At 73.8% G+C, this 20,901-nt stretch carries 16 protein-coding genes; 10 read left to right on the top strand and 6 right to left on the bottom strand.

From position 1 onward, the window contains the following. The first annotated feature begins 513 nt into the window (after positions 1–513). Positions 514–3,240, top strand: coding sequence for a DNA polymerase I (polA, locus tag LG395_RS10415; protein ID WP_225809178.1), 2,727 nt, complete (start codon positions 514–516; stop codon positions 3,238–3,240). Between the two features lie 918 nt (positions 3,241–4,158). On the opposite strand, the gene LG395_RS10410 is transcribed toward polA, so the two are convergent. Next, positions 4,159–5,028, bottom strand: a complete 870-nt coding sequence (locus LG395_RS10410; RefSeq protein ID WP_225809177.1) for a DUF4184 family protein — start codon at positions 5,026–5,028, stop codon at positions 4,159–4,161. 318 nt (positions 5,029–5,346) lie between these two features. On the opposite strand from LG395_RS10410, the gene LG395_RS10405 reads away from it, so the two are divergent. Continuing rightward, on the top strand, positions 5,347–7,131 hold the full coding sequence (locus LG395_RS10405) for a lytic transglycosylase domain-containing protein (protein WP_225809176.1): 1,785 nt from the start codon (positions 5,347–5,349) through the stop codon (positions 7,129–7,131). A gap of 408 nt (positions 7,132–7,539) precedes the next feature. Here the strand turns inward: LG395_RS10405 and hrpB are convergent, their stop codons facing one another. Then, positions 7,540–10,065, bottom strand: coding sequence for an ATP-dependent helicase HrpB (gene hrpB / locus LG395_RS10400; RefSeq protein ID WP_225809175.1), 2,526 nt, complete (start codon positions 10,063–10,065; stop codon positions 7,540–7,542). Positions 10,066–10,150: 85 nt separating this feature from the next. Next, positions 10,151–10,987 carry a class I SAM-dependent methyltransferase gene (locus tag LG395_RS10395; RefSeq protein ID WP_225809267.1) on the bottom strand — a complete coding sequence of 279 codons (837 nt, stop codon included), beginning with the start codon at positions 10,985–10,987 and terminating at the stop codon, positions 10,151–10,153. Between the two features lie 369 nt (positions 10,988–11,356). On the opposite strand from LG395_RS10395, the gene rpsA reads away from it, so the two are divergent. Continuing rightward, positions 11,357–12,847 (top strand): 30S ribosomal protein S1, encoded by a 1,491-nt coding sequence (gene rpsA, locus LG395_RS10390; protein WP_046426488.1) that lies wholly within the window; start codon positions 11,357–11,359, stop codon positions 12,845–12,847. Between the two features lie 71 nt (positions 12,848–12,918). Here the strand turns inward: rpsA and LG395_RS10385 are convergent, their stop codons facing one another. Further along, positions 12,919–13,878, bottom strand: a complete 960-nt coding sequence (locus tag LG395_RS10385; protein WP_225809174.1) for a right-handed parallel beta-helix repeat-containing protein — start codon at positions 13,876–13,878, stop codon at positions 12,919–12,921. Between the two features lie 206 nt (positions 13,879–14,084). On the opposite strand from LG395_RS10385, the gene LG395_RS10380 reads away from it, so the two are divergent. The 3 genes from LG395_RS10380 to LG395_RS10370 all read left to right on the top strand — a co-directional run bounded on the left by LG395_RS10380 (position 14,085) and on the right by LG395_RS10370 (position 16,193). Next, positions 14,085–15,023 carry a PAC2 family protein gene (locus tag LG395_RS10380; protein WP_103812881.1) on the top strand — a complete coding sequence of 313 codons (939 nt, stop codon included), beginning with the start codon at positions 14,085–14,087 and terminating at the stop codon, positions 15,021–15,023. A 45-nt stretch (positions 15,024–15,068) separates the two neighbouring features. Further along, complete coding sequence (gene coaE / locus LG395_RS10375) at positions 15,069–15,722, top strand: dephospho-CoA kinase (RefSeq protein WP_225809173.1); 654 nt, start codon at positions 15,069–15,071, stop codon at positions 15,720–15,722. A gap of 90 nt (positions 15,723–15,812) precedes the next feature. After that, on the top strand, positions 15,813–16,193 hold the full coding sequence (locus tag LG395_RS10370; RefSeq protein ID WP_014672069.1) for a tetratricopeptide repeat protein: 381 nt from the start codon (positions 15,813–15,815) through the stop codon (positions 16,191–16,193). Between the two features lie 48 nt (positions 16,194–16,241). Here LG395_RS10370 and LG395_RS10365 read toward each other — a convergent pair whose 3' ends face one another. Next, on the bottom strand, positions 16,242–16,565 hold the full coding sequence (locus tag LG395_RS10365) for a DUF6343 family protein (RefSeq protein WP_225809172.1): 324 nt from the start codon (positions 16,563–16,565) through the stop codon (positions 16,242–16,244). Positions 16,566–16,692: 127 nt separating this feature from the next. On the opposite strand from LG395_RS10365, the gene LG395_RS10360 reads away from it, so the two are divergent. The 3 genes from LG395_RS10360 to LG395_RS10350 all read left to right on the top strand — a co-directional run bounded on the left by LG395_RS10360 (position 16,693) and on the right by LG395_RS10350 (position 18,966). After that, positions 16,693–17,604, top strand: a complete 912-nt coding sequence (locus tag LG395_RS10360) for an acyltransferase domain-containing protein (RefSeq protein ID WP_225809266.1) — start codon at positions 16,693–16,695, stop codon at positions 17,602–17,604. A gap of 74 nt (positions 17,605–17,678) precedes the next feature. Beyond that, entirely contained in the window at positions 17,679–18,359 is a 681-nt protein-coding gene (locus LG395_RS10355; protein WP_225809265.1) for a class I SAM-dependent methyltransferase, read from the top strand. A gap of 148 nt (positions 18,360–18,507) precedes the next feature. Beyond that, positions 18,508–18,966, top strand: coding sequence for a DoxX family protein (locus LG395_RS10350; protein ID WP_225809171.1), 459 nt, complete (start codon positions 18,508–18,510; stop codon positions 18,964–18,966). A 79-nt stretch (positions 18,967–19,045) separates the two neighbouring features. Here the strand turns inward: LG395_RS10350 and LG395_RS10345 are convergent, their stop codons facing one another. Beyond that, positions 19,046–19,726, bottom strand: coding sequence for an RNA-binding S4 domain-containing protein (locus tag LG395_RS10345; protein ID WP_225809170.1), 681 nt, complete (start codon positions 19,724–19,726; stop codon positions 19,046–19,048). Positions 19,727–19,969: 243 nt separating this feature from the next. Between LG395_RS10345 and LG395_RS10340 the strand changes: the two genes are divergently transcribed. Next, entirely contained in the window at positions 19,970–20,665 is a 696-nt protein-coding gene (locus LG395_RS10340; RefSeq protein WP_171157314.1) for a uracil-DNA glycosylase, read from the top strand. Positions 20,666–20,901: the final 236 nt, after the last annotated feature.

The following is a 20,901-nucleotide window of genomic DNA, read 5'->3' as shown; positions in this document are numbered from 1 at the left end:
GGTGGCTCGCGCCGGCTCTACGGGGTTCCGGCTCGCGTGGGCCGGCGGCCGTTGGCGCGGGCGGCGGTGCCTGCTCGCTTGGGCCGGCGGGGCGTGGTGCCGCGGGCCGACGGGGCCTGTTTGCTTGGGCCGGCGGGGCCTGTTTGCTTGGGTCGGCGGGGCGTGATGCGCGGGGCGGCGGGGCCTGTTTGCTTGGGTCGGCGGGGCGTGGTGCGCGGGGCGGCGGGGCCTGTTTGCTTGGGTCGGCGGGGCGTGGTGCGCGGGGCGGCGGGGCCCGTTCCCCGGGCCAGTGCCGGCGCCCCCACCGCGGCACCTTGCTCCCGCTCGGCCGCGCGCCCCGCCCCATCGCGCCCGCTTCCGCCCGCCCCACCGCGCCCGCCTGCCCGCCCACCCACCCCGCCGCGTTCGCGTGCGCGGGGTCCCTGTCGCCGTGAGCGACCGGGAGGCGACCGGCTGTGCTCCGCCGGAACCGGCCGGCCCGCGCTGTCAGTGGGTCGTGGCAGGATCGGGGACGTGGCGAAGACAGCATCGAAGCAGACCGACAAGACCCCCGGCGGTTCCCGTCCCCGGCTGATGCTCATGGACGGGCACTCGCTGGCCTACCGCGCGTTCTTCGCGCTGCCCGCGGAGAACTTCACGACCGCGACCGGCCAGCCGACGAACGCGATCTACGGTTTCGCGTCGATGCTGGCCAACACCCTGCGTGACGAGGCGCCCACGCACTTCGCGGTGGCCTTCGACGTCTCCCGCAAGACCTGGCGCTCCGAGCGGTTCACCGAGTACAAGGCGAACCGCTCCAAGACCCCGGACGAGTTCAAGGGCCAGGTCGAGCTGATCGGCGAGCTGCTCGACGCGATGCACGCGCACCGCTTCGCCGTCGAGGGCTACGAGGCGGACGACATCATCGCCACCCTCGCCACCCAGGCCGAGGCCGAGGGCTTCGAGGTGCTGATCGTCACCGGCGACCGCGACTCCTTCCAGCTGGTCACCGAGCACACCACCGTGCTCTACCCGACCAAGGGCGTCTCGGAGCTGACCCGGTTCACCCCGGAGAAGGTCTTCGAGAAGTACGGATTGACGCCCGCCCAGTACCCGGACTTCGCGGCGCTGCGCGGCGACCCGTCCGACAACCTCCCCGGCATCCCCGGTGTCGGCGAGAAGACCGCCGCCAAGTGGATCAACCAGTTCGGCTCCTTCGCCGAGCTCGTCGAGCGGGTCGAGGAGGTCAAGGGCAAGGCCGGGCAGAACCTCCGCGACCACCTGGAGTCCGTCAAGCTCAACCGCCTCCTCACCGAACTGGAACGCCAGGTCGAGCTGGAGAAGACGGTCGCCGACCTGGAGCGGGCCCCGTACGACCGCAAGGCCGTCGCGATGGTCCTGGACACCCTGGAGATCCGCAACCCGTCGCTGCGCGAGCGGCTCTTCGCCGTCGACCCCGGCACGGAGGAGGCCGAGGCCACACCGGTCGTCACCGACGGCGTCGAGATCGACGGCACGATCCTGCGCACCGGCGAGCTGGCCCCCTGGCTCGCCGAGCACGGCGCCGGCCCCCTGGGCGTCGCCACCGTCGACACCTGGGCGCTGGGCGCCGGCTCGGTCGCCGAGGTCGCCCTCGCCACGGCCGGGGGAGCGGCGGCCTGGTTCGACCCGTCGGAGCTGGACGAGGCCGACGAGAACGCCTTCGCCGCCTGGCTGGCCGACCCTGCCCGCCCCAAGGTGTTCCACGACGCCAAGGGCGCCATGCGCGTCCTCGCCGAGCACGGCTGGAGCGTCGAGGGCGTGCGCATGGACACCGCGCTCGCCGCCTACCTGATCAAGCCCGGCCGCCGCTCCTTCGACCTTGACGCCCTGTCGATGGAGTACCTGCACCGCGAGCTGGCCCCCGCCGCGGCGGCCGACGGCCAGCTGGCCTTCGGCGCGGACGAGGGCGCCGAGGCCGAGGCCCTGATGGTCCAGGCCCGCGCCGTCCTGGACCTCGGCACGGCCTTCGAGGAGCGCCTGGAGGAGGTCGGCGCCGCCGACCTGCTCCGGGACATGGAGCTGCCCACCTCCGCGCTGCTCGCCCGCATGGAGCGTCACGGCATCGCGGCGGACCGGCCGCACCTCGAAGCGATGGAGCAGATGTTCGCCGGCGCCGTGCAGCAGGCCGTGAAGGAGGCGCACGCGGCCGCCGGCCACGAGTTCAACCTGGGCTCGCCCAAGCAGCTCCAGGAGGTCCTCTTCGGCGAGCTGGCGCTGCCCAAGACGAAGAAGACCAAGACCGGCTACACCACGGACGCCGACGCCCTGGCCTGGCTCGCGGGCCAGACGGACAACGAACTGCCCGTGATCATGCTCCGGCACCGCGAGCAGGCCAAGCTGCGGGTCACCGTTGAGGGCCTGATCAAGAGCATCGCGGGTGACGGCCGTATCCACACCACGTTCAACCAGACGGTGGCCGCGACCGGGCGCCTGTCCTCCACCGACCCCAACCTCCAGAACATCCCCGTCCGCACGGACGAGGGCCGGGCGATCCGCCGGGGCTTCGTGGTCGGCGAGGGCTTCGAGTCCCTGATGACCGCCGACTACAGCCAGATCGAGCTGCGCGTCATGGCCCACCTCTCGGAGGACGCGGGCCTGATCCAGGCGTTCACCTCCGGTGAGGACCTGCACACCACGGCCGCCTCCCAGGTGTTCGGCGTCGAGCCGGGCGCGGTCGACGCGGAGATGCGCCGCAAGATCAAGGCGATGTCGTACGGCCTGGCCTACGGCCTGTCCGCGTTCGGCCTCTCCCAGCAGCTGAATATCGAAGCGGCCGAGGCCCGCGCCCTGATGGACGCGTACTTCGAGCGCTTCGGCGGCGTGCGGGACTATCTGCGCCGGGCGGTCGACGAGGCCCGGGCGACGGGCTACACGGCGACGCTCTTCGGACGCCGCCGCTACCTCCCCGACCTCAACAGCGACAACCGCCAGCGCCGCGAGGCGGCCGAGCGGATGGCCCTGAACGCGCCCATCCAGGGCACGGCGGCGGACATCGTGAAAATCGCCATGCTCAAAGTGGACAGCGCGCTGCGGGCGGCGGACCTCAGGTCCCGCATGCTCCTCCAGGTCCACGACGAGATCGTGCTGGAGATCGCCCCCGGCGAGCGGGCGGCGGCGGAGGAGATCGTCCGCCGTGAGATGGCGGGCGCCGTCCAGCTCAGGGCCCCGCTGGACGTCTCGGTGGGCGTCGGCCCGGACTGGGAATCGGCGGCCCACTAGCCGACGGCGCGTGAGGGGGGACCGAAGCGAGGCGGGCGTCGCGGCCAGGACCGGGCCAAGCTCCGCCGCAAGGCGGTCCCCCTCGACGCGGCTCGGTGGTCCTCCTCCAGGCGGCCCGGCGTCGCCCCCGAGGTCGTGGCCCGGCGTCGCCACCCCACGAGACGGCCCGGTGCCCCTCACGACCCGGCCCGGCGGTGCCACCCCCACGACCCGGCCCGGCATCGCCACCCCCACGACCCGGCCCGGCATCGCCACCCCCAGGACGCGGGGCGGTGCCGCCGCCCCCAGGAGGGAGCCCGGCGGCCCCCACGTCGCGGCTCGGCGTCGCCACCCCCCACGACCCGGCCCGGCGTCGCCACCAATCACGTCGCGGCCCGGCGGTCCCTGCCGCCGCCCCCACGAGGCAGCCCGGCGCCCCCTCGGCCCGGCCCGGCGCCGCCGTCCCACCGGGTCCAGACCGGCCTCGCCCCGGCCCTCGCCCCTCCCCTCGCCAACCCACCTGGCTCGAACGCCCGGCCGATCCCCCAGAGGGATCCGTCACAACCCGAACGGACCCCGCCAGAACGCCTCCCACCCCCCGCAGCCGCAACACTGCGGGCATGGGTATACGCATGCTTCACCGCCGGACGCCCGAGGCATCAGCCGGGGTCTGGGCGGACACCGCCTCGACGCAGGCCGTGCCCGCCGCGCCGGTGCCGGCCCTCGCGGCCGACGCAAGCACCGCCCGCATCCCGGCCGACCTGGCCACGACCGTCCGCAACGTCTCCAAGGATCTCCGGCGCAGGATCGCCGGCCGCGCGGCCCGCACCACCGACTGGCGTGAGTGGGCCGACCTTGCCCGCGGCTATGCCGCCCTCGTCCTCACCCTGATCCCGAGAGCACGCCCCCGGCCGACGCTCACGGTCTTCGTCGCCTCCGTCACCGAGCGACCGGCCGCCCGCGGCCCGCACCGACCACCCCACCGGGATCCCCTGGATCCCCGGGACCGGCGGCCGGACGCCAGACCCTGATCCCGACGGCGTACAGCAGCAGTCCCACGACCAGCCCGGCGCCCGCCCCGAAGCACAGGGTGGGCACCAGCTCCCACGGCCCCGCGGCCGTGCCCCGCCGCTCCCACCACCCCGCCGTGCGCTGCACCGCCCCGGCCAGCGCGCAGCCGCCGATCACCACGAGCGCCCGGCACCGGTCCCGCACGGACAGCACCGGCACCCCCACCGGCACCCCGTCCGGCGCCCGCCGCAGCCCGCGTACCAGGAACACGGCGATCACCACGGCGGCCGCCGCCGACGAGCCGTACTGCAGCCACGTGAACAGCGGCACGCCCGCCGGACGCTCCCGCCCGATGGCCGGAACCAGGCGCGTGCCCCACCGGTCGTGATGCGTGAACGCGTCCCACACCACATGGGTGAGCGCGCCGAGCACCGCGGAGGCGTACCACCACCCCGCCGACGCGGCCCGTACCCGCGCGCGGGGCGCACCGCAGCGCAGCAGAGCGGCCGGCCGGCCCTGCCGGGCCCGTGGCAGCAGGGCGAGCGACGGCTCCCGTACCAGCAGCCACAGCCCCGTCAGGGCCCAGGCGATGGGCACGTCGACGGTGAGGACGCCGGCGAACGCGTGCGTGACCGCGCCGAACTCCATTCCGCCCGGCAGGACACCGGCCGCGTAGTAGGGCATGTCGGGCGCGAGGGAACCGGCGACGAGCACCGTCGGCACCAATGGGCCACGGCCGCTGCCGTCCCGGCGGATCGCGGGCAGCACGGCCGCCGCATGGCTGAGCGTGAACGGCACCAGAGCCCCCTGGAGCGGTCGGCGGCCCCGAGACGCGGCGCCGGTGATCAGGTCAGCCCAGTATGCGTGAGCGCCGTCCGGGGCGGTGCGGGCAACGACAGTTGGCCAACCGGTGAAATCCGGGCGTGAACCGGTGCAGCATCCAAGCAACTTGTCGTAGGGTCACCTGCGTCGCCGTGCGGGCGCACGGCCGTACACCCGTCGCACGGAGGGAAGGGCGGAACAGGCGCAACCACAGCACCGGGTCAACCGTCACACCAGAGCGAGGCAGACAGAAGGAGACGGACGCACGGGCGTCCAATGGGAGGGGTTCACTCTATGGCGGCGCATTTCGGCAGGCGGCTGCGCAAGGGAGCGGCGACCACCGCCGTGGCCGCGGCGGCGGTCGCGGCTCTCTCCGCGTCCCAGGCTCCGGGAGTGACTCACGAGGACGAGGGCAGACAGACGGCGGCCGGCGCCAGCGCCCCCGCCACGGACGGGTCCGCCGACGGCAACGCCACCGGCAACTCGCCGTACTACACGGACCTGCCGCCGCTGAAGAGCCCCAACCCCAGCCCCTCGTCCAGCGCCGGCACCCCCGTCTCCCGCGGCGCGGCCGAGGCGGGCATCCCGGCGACGGTCCTCGACGCCTACAAGAAGGCCGAGGCGGAACTGCGCTCGTCCAAGCCCGGCTGCAACCTGCCCTGGCAACTGCTCGCAGCCATCGGCAAGGTGGAGTCCGGGCACGCCCGCGGCGGCCGGGTCGACGCCGACGGCACCACTGTGGGCCGGATCCTCGGACCGCAGCTCGACGGCAACGGCTTCGCGCTCATCCCGGACACCGACGACGGCGCGTACGACGGCAACAGCACCTACGACCAGGCCGTCGGGCCCATGCAGTTCATCCCGTCCACCTGGACCTGGGCGGGCCGCGACGGCAACGGGGACGGCAAGAAGGACCCCAACAACGTCTACGACGCCGCGCTCGCCGCGGGCCACTACCTGTGCCGCAACGACTGGGACATGTCGACCGAGAGCGGCCTGCACAGCGCGATCCTCAGCTACAACAACTCGCAGGACTACCTGAACCTGGTCCTGAACTGGCTGGAGTACTACCGCAAGGGCAGCCACGCCGTCCCCGACGGCACCGGCGGTGTGCCCGAGCACCGCAGCGACGACAACTCCGGCGGTACGCACTCCCCGAGGCCCTCGGGCCCGCCGAGGACGAAGCCGGACTCGAAGCCCCACAAGCCTGGCGGCGACGGCGGGAGCGACCACGGCGGGAGCGGCCACGGCGGCAGCGGGAGCCCCGACCCCGGGTCGCCGACGCCGCCCGCTCCGCCCCCCCCCCCCGCCCCGCCGCCGCCGCCCGCCCCGCCGACGGACCCGCAGACGCCCACCGATCTGGTGGACCACCTGGTGGGCGTGGGCACCGGCAAGCTCAGCGCCATGGCCGGCGACGCGTTCGCCGAGCCGGTCAGCGTCCGTGCCGAGACCAAGGGCGGCAAGTCCGTCGCCAAGATCAGGATCCGGTTCACCATCACGGGGGACACCGACGCCACCTTCGCCGGCGGCGAGACCGTGGCCACCGTGGCTACCGACGCCAAGGGCATCGCGCTCGCCCCGGCGCTCCAGGCCGGCGAGAAGACCGGTGACTTCAAGGTCACCGCCGCCGTCGTCGGCCGTTCCGTCAAGGGCGTCGACTTCGCGGCGACCGTCACCGCGCGCGCCGCCGACACCCTGGTCCGCACCGACGACACTCCGCTGAGCTGCACGCCCGGCGGCGAGTTCGCCGACCAGCTCCAGGTGAAGGCGACCTACAAGGGCGCCGTCGCGGACAAGGTCGCGGCCACCGCCACACTGGTCAAGTCGGCGGACGACGCCACGGAGAACGACAAGGGCCCCTACTTCAAGGACGCCGACGGCAAGTCCGTACGCACCCTCACCGGCCTCCTGACGGACGACAAGGGCCTGCTCACCCTGCCGAAGCTGTACGCCGACGACACCACCGGCACGTTCCTGCTCCGCATCACCACCACGGGCGGCGCCACGCTCACGGTCGAACTGAAGGTCGCCGCCGCCGACTCCCCGGCGAGCCCGGACCCGGGCACGCCGGCCTCCTGACGCGCGGCGGCTACAGGGCGCCCGACCCGCTCCGGCGGGCGGGCGCCCTCTCCGTACGCGCACCGCTGCTCCCGCCATTGCCACGGTGCCGAATCTGTCTGACGGCACATCAGGACCCGGCTGGGGACCCGGCTGGGGCAGCGGCACCGGAGCCGCCGGGGCCACCGCACACTCGCCCTGGTCCTCGCGGTCGGCGCGCCGGACTCACCGGTCGCGCCGGACGTCCCCCAAGCGCCGCCGACGACGGTGCCCGAGCACCCGTGGCCGCGCCCCGTCCGGAAGGCAGGCCGGGGCGCGCCGCAAGACAAGCCCGGTCCCGCGCGCCCGCGCCGTGTTCCGCGCGGCACCGGCCCCGCGCGGTCGCCGGATCCTGCGGACACCGGGCGCGGGGCGGGGGGCCCGACCGGGTCAGCGCCTGAGCCGCGCGGTCGTGTGCCGTGTGGGCTCGGCGGTCGCGGGGTCCTCCGGCCACGGGTGCTTGGGGTAGCGTCCGCGCAGCTCCGCGCGGACGGCCCGGTAGCCGTCCGCCCAGAAGGAGGCGAGGTCGGCCGTCACGGCGGCGGGCCGCCCGGCGGGCGAGAGCAGGTGCACGAGCAGGGGCACGCCCGCGACGGCCGGCGTCTCCCGCAGCCCGAACATCTCCTGGAGCTTGACTGCGAGGACCGGGCGCTCGGGATCCCGGTAGTCGATCCGGACCATGGACCCGCTCGGTACGGCGATCCGCTCGGGGGCGAGCTGGTCCAGCCGGGCGGCCTCCCCGCTCGCCCAGGGCAGCAGCCGCGCGAGTGCCTGTCCGGCGTCGATCCGGGCGAGATCGGCCCGCCGCCCGGCCCGGCTCAGCTCGGGTTCCAGCCACTCGTCCACGCGCGCGTGCAGCGCGGCGTCGGACACGTCCGGCCACGGCTCGCCCAGGTGCGCCCGGAGGAACGCCAGCCGCTGCCGCAGCAGCTCCGCCTGCGGCGGCCAGCGGAGCAGCCCGAGCCCGTCCTGCCGGAGCCCGTCGAGGAGGGCGCCGCGTACGAGAGCCGGGCCGGCGTCCTTCAGGGGCCGAACCGCGATCTCGATCGCGCCCAGCCGTTCGACATGCCGGGCCACGACGTCCCCGTCGGCCCAGCGCACCTCGTCCTCCTCCGTCCGAAGCGCGCCGGCGGCGGCCCGCGCCACGTCCTCGTCCACGGTCGCGCCGAGCAGCACGCGCGCGTGGCCCTTGCCGGAGGGCCGGTCGGCGACGGCCACGACGATCCAGGGAGCACCGCGCAGCGCCGACCCCTCGGCCGGTTCCGCCCGCGTCCCGGACGCCATGAGGTACGACCCGCCGTCGAGCCGGGCGACCCGCTCGGGAAAGGCCAGGGCGACGACGAGTCCGGCGAGCCGGTCGTCACCGATGCCCGGGCCGCCCCGGACGGCGCCCTCTCGCCGGCCGTCGCGGGCCGGCGGGTGGGAGAACTCCTCCGAGACGCCGCGCAGCCGCCGGACCTCCGCCGACCACCGCGCGGCGTACGCGTCACCACCGCGCCGGACACGGCGCAGCGCGCCGGCGAGATCGTCCCCGTACTCCCGGGGCACCTCTTCGGAGAGCAGGGCGACCACCTCGGCCCCTCGACCGCCCGTGTCCAGCAAGGCCCGCCCCAGCCGCGGGTGCACCCCCAGCCGGGCCATCCGCGCGCCGACCTCCGTGGCCCGCCCGGCGGGGTCCACCGCCCCCACCGCCGTCAGAGCCGAGCGCGCCGCGGCCATCGCCCCGGCCGGCGGCGGATCGAGCAGCGCCAGCCCCGAGGCGTCCGGATCGCCCCAGCAGGCCGCCTGAAGGGCGAACGCGGTCAGGTCGGCCACCTTGATCTCCGGCGCCGGGAACGCCGGCAGGCGGCCGTCCTCGGCCTCAGCCCAGCACCGGTACACGGCACCCGGCGCCTCACGCCCGGCCCGCCCCGCCCGCTGCCGCCCCGCCGCCCGCGACGCCCGTACGGTCGTCAGTCCGCTCAGCCCGCGCGCGTGATCCACGCGGGGTTCCCGCGCCAGCCCGGAGTCGACCACGACCCGTACCCCCGGCACGGTCAGCGACGACTCGGCCACGGACGTCGCCAGCACCACCCGGCGCCGCTCCCCGGGCACGAGCACCGCGTCCTGCACGGCGGCCGGCGCCCGCCCGTGCACCCGGAGCACGTCCACGTCACCGAGATCCCCCAGCAGGCCCGCCACGCGCGCGATCTCGCCGACGCCGGGCAGGAAGCACAGCACGTCCCCGGTCCGCTCGGCCAGCGCCCGCCGCACCACCGACGCCACATGGGCGAGCAGCGCCGGATCCACGCGCATCCCCTGCGGCGGCCGGACCGGACGCGCCGGGGGCGCCCACACGACCTCCACCGGATGCGCCACGCCCGCCGCCTCGACCACCGGCGCCCCGCCGAGCAGCCGCGCCCACCCCTCGGTGTCGGTGGTCGCCGACGCGGCCACCAGCCGCAGCTCCGGCCGCAGCGCCTGCCGCACGTCCCACAGGAACGCGGCCGCCGTGTCCGCGTCCAGATGCCGCTCGTGGCACTCGTCGAGGACGACGACGTCCACTCCGGCCAGCTCCTGGTCGCGCTGGAGCCGCTGCAGCAGGACACCGGTCGTCACGACCTCCACGCGCGTGTGCCGCCCCACGGCCCGCTCGCCGCGTACCGTGAAGCCGACGCTCCCGCCGGGCCTCTCGCCCAGCAGCCACGCCATGCGCCGTGCCGCCGCCCGCGCCGCGATCCGCCGCGGCTCGGCCACCACGACCCGCCGCGCGGGGCCGTCGCCGACGAGCCCGGCCAGCACCAGCGGCACCAGCGTCGTCTTGCCGGTGCCGGGCGGCGCGACGAGGACGGCGGTGCCGTGCCCCTCCAGGGCCTCGGCCAGGGCAGGAAGGGCGCCGCGCACGGGCAGGGCGTCCAGGGCGTCGTAACGGATCACGCCCCCAGTGTCGTACGGGTCCGCGAACGGCCGGTACGCGCGCGTGCCGGCCGGTCCCGGGCAGCGCCCGCGCCACCCGGCGGGATCACCCCCGCTCGCACACGAAGATCGCCGTGCCCGGGATCAGGTTCCCGCGCAGCGGCGACCAGCCGCCCCACTCCGAGGTGTTCCAGGCCGGCCACTCCGGCTCCACCAGGTCCACCAGGCGGAAGCCGCCGGCCACGATGTCCCGCACCCGGTCGCCGAGCGTGCGGTGGTGCTCCACGTAGACCGCGCGGCCCTGCTCGTCCTGCTCGACGTACGGCGTGCGGTCGAAGTAGGAGGAGGACACCGACAGGCCCTCCGGGCCCGGCTCGTCCGGGAACGCCCAGCGGATCGGGTGCGTCACCGAGAACACGAACCGCCCGCCCGGCCGCAGCACCCGGCGGACCTCGCGCAGCACCAGCCGGGGGTCGGCCACGAACGGCAGCGCCCCGTACGCGGAGCACGCCAGGTCGAAGGAGCCGTCCGCGAAGGGCAGCGCGCCGGCGTCGGCGCAGACCAGCGGGAACGACCCGCCGATCCGCAGCGCGTGCTGCAACTGGCGGTGCGACAGGTCCAGGGCCACCGGGCGCGCACCCTGGGCGGCCAGCCAGCGCGCGCACTGCGCCGCGCCCGCGCCGATCTCCAGGACCGACCTGCCCTTCAGCTCCTCCGGCGGGCCGAGCAGCTCGGCCTCCACCTCGTCCAGGCCCTCCGGGCCCCACACGAAGCGGTCGTCGCCGAGGAACGTGCCGTGCTCGGTCTGGTACTCGTCGGCGTTGCGGTCCCACCAGCCCCGGTTGGCCCGCGCGCTCTCCGTGACGTCCGCTTCACGACGCGTGGCCTCGGGCTCGAACCCGTCCGCCCCCTGTGGTCCGTGCGCTTCAGGCTCTTGGATGATCGGCTCCCTCGTCGTACTCTTCCGTCCAGCCCGCCGGGGGTCCGTGCGGAAGCGGTCCCCCTGCCCGCGTGGCCTGTCGGGACGTTTCTTCTGCCGGAAATACGGCGATCTGCCCCGGGTGTGCGCCTTCGCGCATTGACCATGTCCGGCTGCCCCCGTATGCTACAAGTTGCGCTGCGGGCCTGCGCACCTCAGACGTAGCAGGCTGCGCTCGCATCTGTTGTATGTCCCCTCGGTTGTCGAGGCGCCACCGGGCACCCGGTGCTCAAAGTGGCGCTTCCTTGGCTGTCCGGCTTCTGCAGAGCGAAACGGGCTCCCGGCGTAAGCAGTACCTACGACTTCAATGTCCGTACCGGAGCCCTTTCCCACATGACGAGCAGCACCGAGACCACCGCCACCACCCCGCAGGTAGCGGTCAACGACATCGGTAACGAGGAAGCCTTCCTCGCAGCGATCGACGAGACGATCAAGTACTTCAACGACGGCGACATCGTCGACGGCGTCATCGTGAAGGTCGACCGGGACGAGGTCCTGCTCGACATCGGTTACAAGACCGAAGGTGTCATCCCGAGCCGCGAGCTCTCGATCAAGCACGACGTCGACCCGAACGAGGTCGTCGCCGTGGGCGACGAGATCGAGGCCCTGGTCCTCCAGAAGGAGGACAAGGAAGGCCGCCTGATCCTCTCGAAGAAGCGCGCCCAGTACGAGCGTGCCTGGGGCACCATCGAGAAGATCAAGGAAGAGGACGGCATCGTCACCGGTACCGTCATCGAGGTCGTCAAGGGTGGTCTCATCCTCGACATCGGCCTGCGTGGCTTCCTCCCGGCCTCCCTGGTCGAGATGCGCCGCGTCCGCGACCTCCAGCCGTACGTCGGCAAGGAGCTCGAGGCCAAGATCATCGAGCTGGACAAGAACCGCAACAACGTGGTCCTGTCCCGCCGTGCCTGGCTGGAGCAGACCCAGTCCGAGGTCCGCCAGACGTTCCTCACGACCCTCCAGAAGGGTCAGGTCCGCTCCGGTGTGGTCTCCTCGATCGTCAACTTCGGTGCCTTCGTGGACCTGGGTGGCGTCGACGGTCTGGTCCACGTCTCCGAGCTGTCCTGGAAGCACATCGACCACCCGTCCGAGGTCGTCGAGGTCGGCCAGGAGGTCACCGTCGAGGTCCTCGACGTCGACATGGACCGCGAGCGCGTCTCCCTGTCGCTGAAGGCGACCCAGGAAGACCCGTGGCAGCAGTTCGCCCGCACCCACCAGATCGGCCAGGTCGTGCCCGGCAAGGTCACGAAGCTGGTGCCGTTCGGTGCGTTCGTCCGCGTGGACGAGGGCATCGAGGGTCTGGTCCACATTTCCGAGCTGGCCGAGCGCCACGTGGAGATCCCGGAGCAGGTCGTCCAGGTCAACGACGAGATCTTCGTCAAGGTCATCGACATCGACCTCGAGCGCCGTCGCATCAGCCTCTCGCTGAAGCAGGCCAACGAGTCCTTCGGTGCCGACCCGTCCGCGGTCGAGTTCGACCCGACCCTGTACGGCATGGCCGCGTCCTACGACGACCAGGGCAACTACATCTACCCCGAGGGCTTCGACCCCGAGACCAACGACTGGCTCGAGGGCTACGAGAAGCAGCGCGAGGAGTGGGAGCGCCAGTACGCCGAGGCGCAGTCCCGCTTCGAGCAGCACCAGCAGCAGGTCATCAAGTCCCGCGAGGCCGACGCCGCTGCCGCGGCCGAGGGTGGCGAGGCTGCGGCTCCGGCCGCGACCGGCGGTTCGTACTCCTCCGAGGGCGCGGACACCTCCGGTGCGCTGGCCTCGGACGAGGCGCTGGCCGCGCTGCGCGAGAAGCTGGCCGGTGGGCAGAGCTGAACGCTAGCCGCTGGGCTTAGCCGATAGCAGGCTGAGGGGCCGTACCTTTCGAGGTGCGGCCCCTCGGTGTTTCACGGGGTCACCGTGATGTTGGTCAGACCCTTGCCGCCCGTCACCGTGTTGCTGCTGTGGACCGTCGTCGTGCAGCCGGCCCCGAGGTTGGTGACGTCGATCGCCAGGCGGGTCGTCCCGGTGGCGGCCGTCAGGTCCGACCGGTTGCCCCTGAAGACCGTGCCGCAGCCCCAGCCGGGCTGCTGGGTGTGGGTCTGGTAGCCGTCGTTGCTGGTCCCGGTGCCGGTGTTGTCCTGGACGAGGACGTCGTTGCCCTTCACGTCGACCCAGGAGTCGTCGTAGTTGGCGCCGGTCAGGCCGCTGCCGTCGAAGGTGTTGCCGATGATCCGGGCGCCGGTCGTGCCCTCCTTGATGTCGACGTTCTCGCCGCCCACGCCGGGGCCGATCGTGTTGTCCAGGATCTGTACGCGGTCGCTCCTGTCGGACAGCGTGTTCGCGGTCCCGACGTAGACGCCCTCGCCCATGCCGCGTCCGTCGTTGCCCGTGTCGTAGATCCTGGAGTTCCTGATCACGCCGTCCGTGCTGGACGAGCGGAAGTGCACGCCCTCCATGTCCAGGCCGTGCACCGTGACGCCGTCGACCACGACCCCGCCGGCCGTGTCGATCACGATGCCCTTCTGGCCGCCGGTCACGGTCACGCCCTGGACCGTCCAGTAGGAGGCGCCGTTCAGGTGGAGGCCGTAGCCGCCGCCGGCGGTGAGCACGGCCCTGGGGGAGCCGGTGAGGGTGACGCGGGCGGACGCCGTGCCCGGCGTCGTCGCCTTGAAGTTCCCGGTGTACGTGCCGTCCGCCAGGTGGATCGTGTCGCCGGGTGCGGCGGCGCCGAGCGCGGCCTTCAGCTGGGCGGCGGTAGTCACCTCGATCGTGGTGGCGGCCGGGGCCGGGCCGGCGGCGGTGACGAGCAGTCCGCCGGCGGCGAGGGCGGCGAACAGGGAGGTGAGCGGCGTGCGGATGCGCATGGAGTGCCTTCCTGTCGTGCCGTTCCTCACCGTTCCTCATACGTGAACGACGACCGGCCTGCTGAACTCGGGCTGTCGTGAAGGTACGGACCAGGTGACGGACCGTCAAGATGTCCAGTGGGAGTTCGCTGATCAGCGGCGTGTCGCGGGAATTCCCCTGTTCCGGGGCGCGTTGTCCATGGGGAACACGAGGAGGAGCGGTCACAGTGCTTGATCCGCAGGGTTTGTACGCATGGGAGCCGAAGGGCCTCGCCGTGGTGGACATGGCGCTCGCCCAGGAGTCGGCCGGCCTTGTCATGCTCTACCACTTCGACGGATACATCGACGCGGGCGAGACCGGCGACCAGATCGTCGACCGGCTGCTCGACTCGCTGCCCCACCAGGTCGTGGCCCGGTTCGACCACGACCGGCTCGTGGACTACCGCGCCCGCCGGCCCCTGCTGACCTTCAAGCGGGACCGCTGGACCGGCTACGAGACCCCGGCCATCGAGGTCCGCCTCGTCCAGGACACCACCGGTGCCCCGTTCCTGCTGCTGTCCGGCCCCGAGCCCGACGTGGAGTGGGAGCGGTTCGCGGCGGCCGTGCGGCAGATAGTGGAACGGCTCGGCGTCCGCCTGTCCGTCAACTTCCACGGCATCCCCATGGGCGTCCCGCACACCCGCCCCGTGGGCCTGACCCCGCACGGCAACCGCACCGACCTCGTCCCCGGCCACCGCAGCCCCTTCGAGGAGGCGCAGGTGCCCGGCAGCGCCGAGTCGCTGCTCGAATACCGCCTCATGGAGGCCGGGCACGACGTCCTGGGCGTCGCCGCACACGTCCCGCACTACATCGCCCGTTCGCCGTACCCGGACGCCGCGCTGACCGTCCTGGAGGCCATCACGGCCGCCACCGGCCTGGTCCTGCCCGGCGTCGCCCACGCGCTGCGCACCGACGCGCACCGCACGCAGACCGAGATCGACCGGCAGATCCAGGAGGGCGACGAGGAACTGACCGCGCTGGTCCAGGGCCTTGAGCACCAGTACGACGCCGCAGCGGGCGCCGAGACCCGGGGCAACATGCTGGCCGAGCCCGTGGAGATCCCGTCGGCCGACGAGATCGGGCGGGAGTTCGAGCGCTTCCTGGCGGAGCGCGAGGGCGACAACTGACCTCCGCCGGTCCCGCCGGCGCAGCCAGGGCCTAAGCTTCCGCTCATGCTGACAGTGGGCCTGACCGGCGGGATCGGCGCCGGCAAGAGCGAGGTGTCGCGGCTGCTCGTGCGGCACGGGGCCGTACTGATCGACGCGGACCGCATCGCGCGCGAGGTCGTCGAGCCCGGCACGCCCGGTCTCGCGGCGGTGGTCGACGCCTTCGGAACGGACGTCCTCGCCGCCGACGGCAGCCTCGACCGGCCCCGGCTCGGTTCCATCGTCTTCGCCGACCCCGACAAGCTCGCCCTCCTCAACTCGATCGTGCACCCCCTGGTGGGCGCCCGCTCCCGCGAGCTGGAGAGAGCCGCGGCCGAGGACGCCGTGGTGGTCCACGACGTGCCCCTGCTCACCGAGAACGGCCTCGCCCCGCTCTACGACGTCGTGATCGTCGTCGACGCGAGCCCCGCTACCCAGCTCGACCGGCTGGTACGGCTGCGCGGGATGACCGAGGAGGACGCACGCGCGCGTATGGCCGCGCAGGCGACCCGCGAGCAGCGCCGGGAGATCGCGGACATCGTGATCGACAACGACGTGCCCCTGGACGCGCTGAAGAGGCGCGTCGCCGAGGTCTGGGACGACCTCGCCCACCGGGCGCGGCAGGCCGGCGCGGCCCCTGAGGGCACGGAGGGCGACGACGGAGCGGACAGAACGGGATAGGCGGCGCGAAACGCCCGTCAGAGCCTGCCGGTACGGAATAGCGGCCCGGCTCGGCGCGTTGAAGCGCGGCAGTGAGGGAAGGACTCTGCCGTGCCCGAGACCAGCGGTTCCACCGGACGTACTCCGGAAACGCATGTCATCGATTTCCGTGCCGCCGAGCAACTGCTCAACGCGCGGGACCCCCGGGGCGCGGTGAAGCTGCTCGACGGCGTCATCGCCGCGCACCCCGAGAACACCGCCGCCCGGCTGCTGCGCGCCCGCGCCTTCTTCGCCGCGGCGCAACTGCGTCCCGCCGAGCTCGAGTTCACCATCGTGCTGGAGCGCGAGCCGGACAACGCGTACGCGCACTTCGCGCTGGCCCGCACCTACGAGCGTCAGGGCCGCCCCGACCAGGCCAAGCGCCACTTCCGGCTGGCGGCGGCGCTGGACCCCAACCCGCAGTACCTGAAGGCGGCACGCTTCGAGGAGTGACGGACGGGCGCAGCGGCGCGCCGGTCGTCACCCGACGGCGCCGGCCGGTCACGGATGGCGGTGCCGCGATGCCCCCCGGTACGGGTGGTGGTGTTTCGGCCGCTCCGGATACGGCGGGCCGTCCGGCGGCGGGTACGGGGGTACGTCCCGGCCCGGCTGGTAGTGCGGGCCCTGCCGGATGTGCCGCAGGATCACGGTCAGGTCGACGGTGACCAGCAGCCACAGCACCCCACAGGCCGCCGCCCAGCCCGGGCGCCCGGCGAGCGCGAACGCCGCCGTGCCGAACACCGCCCAGCCAAGCCCCCACAGGCACAGCCAGAAGCGTGCCCGCAGCGCACTGCGCGCGGTCGCCGGTTCACTGCCCGTACGCATCGGACCACCACTCCTCCTTTGCAACGTACTCTTCGACGACGACGTGCATCAACACTCGACGGGGCGACGGGAGCCCTCGATGAGAGGGCGTGCCGAGCCGCCCGTCGAGGCCGAAGGGGGACCGCCCGTGCTGCCGGACGCCGACGACCTGCCCGCACTGCTCCTCGACCTGGCCGTGCCGCACGAGGACGTCAACGAACTGGTCGCCCAGTGGCGCGGGCTGACCGCTGATCCCGGCACGCTCCGGCTCCTGGCGGAATGCGTCGAGGAGCTCTTCCGGGAGCCGGAGGACACCGGCCGCACGCCCGACCTGCCCGGCCTGCTCGCCTCGGCCCCGGCCGGTCCGACGGACACCTTCGCCGTGCACGTCCTCCTCGCCGCGCTGCCCCGCACCCGGGCGTACCACCGGGCGCGCGGCATCCCGGCCGAGATCTCCCGGCGTACCCTGGCCGACCTCGGCCGTCACCTCGCCCTTCACCGCAGGCGTCACGGCAGGGCCGGGATGCGGTCACTGCGCTGGCTGGTCCGGCACTTCCGCGGCGAGCTGTACCAACTGGGGCGGCTGCAGTTCGAGCGGGCGAGGCTCGGGGACCTCGACGCGCGGGTGACGGCGCCGGCCGGACTCGACGCGACTCCCGGGACGCCCTGCCTGAACCTGCACGTCCCCGACTTCCACGGCCCGCTGACCCCGTCCGCCTGCGACCGCTCCCTGGCGCTGGCCCGTGCGTTCTTCGCCCGGCACTTCCCCGAGGAGCGGCCGGTGGCGGTGCTGTGCCACTCCTGGCTGCTGGACCCGCAGTTGCGGCGGTATCTGCCCGCCGACTCCAACATCGTGCGGTTCCAGGAACGGTTCCGCATCGCCCGTGAGCAGGGCGAGCCGGCCGACACCGAGCCCGTCCAGTTCGTCTTCGGGGACCCGGACCTGCCGGTGGCCACGCTGCCCCGCCGGACGTCCGTGGAGCGGGCGGTCGGGGACCATCTGCGGGCGGGCGGCCACTGGTACATCGGGCACGGATGGTTCCCCTTCCGGACCGAATAGCTCGAACGAGTGAACCGGGGGAGGGTGGGAACGGGCGTGCGGAGGCGGACCGTTGTCCGGGCATGAGGATCGAGATGCGTGAGGGCTACGAGGGCACGGGACCGGGTGTGATCACCCCGGACGGCTGCGCGGTCGAGTTGTACGCGCGCCTGCCGGTGGGGGAGGAGCCGGACATCATCGCCGCGGCCGTACCGGCCGGGGCGCACATCCTGGAACTCGGCAGCGGCGTCGGCCGGGTGACCCATCCGCTGCTGGAGCGCGGCTTCACGGTGACGGCGGTGGACGAGTCGGCCGACATGCTGGCCCGGGTCCGCGGAGCGCGCACGATACACAGCTCCATCGAGGGCCTCGACCTGGGCGAGAGGTTCGACGTGGTGATGCTCGCGTCGTTCCTGGTGCACGCCGGTGACGAGGACGTGCGCAGGGGCATCCTGAGCACCTGCGCCCGGCACGTCGCGCACGGCGGATGTGTGCTGATCCAGCGCGAGGGCGCCGACCATCACACGGACGTGCCCCGGGAGCGGGTCGACCCGAGCGGCTTCACCGTGCGGATCGCCTCGGTGCGGCCGGCCGGGGAGGGGGTGAACTCGGTCCACGCGGAGTATGTGTTCCCGGACGCGGTCTGGACGCAGACGTTCCTCTCCAGACCCCTGACGAAGGAACAGTTCGAGTCGGCGCTGGCGGAAGCGGGACTGCGGGTGGACAGGTATCTGACACCGGACGGGATGTGGGTCCGGGCGGTTCCCTCGGCGTAGTCACCCTGGCTCCCGCACGCGGGTTCGCGCGTCATCGACCGGGACGGCGAGCGTGCTCGACCGGTGCGGTGTGCGCCGATGAGTTCCGGAGCGCCGGCCGGTCTGCCTCGGTGACAGCAATCGGGACCGCCACACCAGGAGAGCCCTCATGTCCAAGACCACCGCCCCCGCCAGTTCCACGATGACGACGCCCGCCGGCGAGCGTGCCGGCGTGCTCACCGGCCGGGCGCGCGGAGCCCGGGTCGCCCTGCGCGCGGTGCAGGTGCTGCTCGCACTGTTCTACGGCGTCGCGAGCGCCCTGCCCAAGCTCATGGCCCACCCCACGGCCGTCGAGTCCTTCGACAGGATCGGCTGGGGCAGCGGGGCCATGTACACCATCGGCGCACTCGAACTCGCCGGAGCCGTCGCCCTGTTGGTCCCCGTGCTGCAGTCCGTGGCGGCGACCGCCCTCGCCGCGCTCATGGTGGGGGCGTTCACCGTCCAGGTCACCGCGTTCGACGGCCAGAACGCGGCGACCCCGCTGATCCTGATCGTCCCCCTCGCCCTGATCGCCTGGACCCGCCGAGCGCATAACAGGGAACTGCTGCGGCTGCTGGGCCGACGGTGACACCGGAGCCATGGGCCGGGTAAGGACGCTTCGGGTGCCCCGGCAGCTGACGGCCCGGCGCGAGCGCGGTCTCGCCGGCTCAGCGTCCGCGCGGCCGTCCTCCCGAGCCGCCGGAGGTGCCGCGTCCACCGGAAGCGCGAGGGCCACCGCGTCCGCCGCGGCCGCCGGTCCCGCCAGGACCGCCGGACGCGCCGGGGCCGCCCGGATCGGTCAAACCGGGGAAGCCGGCCGGGATGCCCGGGCCGGTGACACCGCGGAGGCGTTCCAGTTCGCGGCGGTCCCGCTTGGTGGGGCGGCCGGTGCCACGGTCGCGGAGGCCGGCGGGAGCCGTGGCCTCGCGGGGCGGAGGCGGAGGGGAGTTGTCGATGTAGCACTGGGCGGCCACGGGTGCGCCCACCCGCTTGCGGATCAGGCGCTTGACGATCACGATCCGTTCCCGGCCCTCGTGCCGCAGCCGCACCTCGTCGCCGACGTGCACGGAGTGGGCGGGCTTCACCCGCTCACCGTTCACGTGCACATGCCCGCCCCGGCAGGCGGTGGCGCCGAGGGAACGGGTCTTGATCAGGCGGACGGCCCAGATCCAGCTGTCGATACGGACGGTCTCACCGCCGGCGGGCCCGGCGGCCTCGGCGGCGGCCACCGCGGCGGCGATCCTGGGATCGAGCGGCCGGCCGTCGGGGGCGGGGCCGGCCGCGGCCGGCTCGCCGGTTTCCTCGACGGTCCCACGGTCCACGTTCTCGTCCGCGTCATCGGTAGCCATGCACCGACCTTAACGCCCCGGACCCGCGGACCAGGAAGCGTTTTCGCGGTGGCCGCGGTGGCCGCGGTGGCCGCGGCGGACCCCGGGAACCACCGCACCCGGAGCACCGGCTGAGCCGGACCCTGCCGGGTGGTGCCTCGGCGCAGAGGGCGGCGGCGCCCCGGGCGCCGGCCGTACGCGGGCTCGCGCCGCACCCGGCCTCCCCGCGGCGGGCCGCCCGCCCCCAGGGCATACCGTGGCCGCATGGACGACAGCAGTGCCCTGGCCCGGCTCGACCGGCGGGTCGCGGACTGCCGGGCGTGCCCCCGGCTGGTCGAATGGCGTGAGGAGGTGGCCCGTACAAAGCGGGCCGCGTTCGCCGACTGGACGTACTGGGGGCGGCCGGTGCCCGGGTTCGGGCCGGCCGACGCGCGGCTGGCGATCATCGGGCTGGCCCCGGCCGCGCACGGCGGCAACCGCACCGGCCGCATGTTCACCGGGGACCGTTCGGGAGACGTGCTGTACCAGGCGCTGTACGACGTGGGGCTGGCCTCGCAGCCCACCTCGGTCAGTGCCGACGACGGGCTTCGGCTGTACGGCGTGCGGATCACGGCGCCCGTGCACTGCGCTCCGCCCGCCAACAAGCCGACCCCGGGGGAGCGCGACACCTGCCGTCCCTGGCTGGTCCAGGAGCTGACGCTGCTCCGGCCGACCCTGCGGGCCGTGGTCGTGCTCGGCGCCTTCGGCTGGCAGGCCGCGCTGCCCGCGTTCGCGGCGGCGGGCTGGACCGTGCCCCGCCCCCGCCCGGCCTTCGCCCACGGCACCCGGGTCGCGCTCGACGGCCTGGACCTCTTCGGCTGCTTCCATGTCAGCCAGCGCAACACTTTCACCGGCCGGCTCACCGCCGGCATGCTCCGCGAGGTACTGCGCACGGCGGCGCAGGCGGCCGGGCTGCCGTAGAGCTCGCGCAGGCGCGGCTGGGATGCCCCGGCCGGGGTCGGTGGCGGTGGCGTCCGCCGGGGCCGGGCCGCACAGGTGCCGTACCGTCGAGCGGTGGTTGGCGCGGACGTGACCGAGGGCGTGGGCACGGGCTCGGTCGGGGGCGCCGGAGGCGATGGCGTCGTACAACCCGCCTTGCGGGGCGAGAAGGTGGTGTCACTTCTCGACCGTGATCGATCCGGCGTCGTCCTCCGTCG

Origin of the sequence: Streptomyces spinosus (assembly GCF_020400655.1) — a bacterium.
GTDB classification, from domain to species: Bacteria; Actinomycetota; Actinomycetes; order Streptomycetales; family Streptomycetaceae; genus Streptomyces; species Streptomyces argyrophylli.
This window is presented reverse-complemented; position numbering and strand designations above follow the sequence as displayed.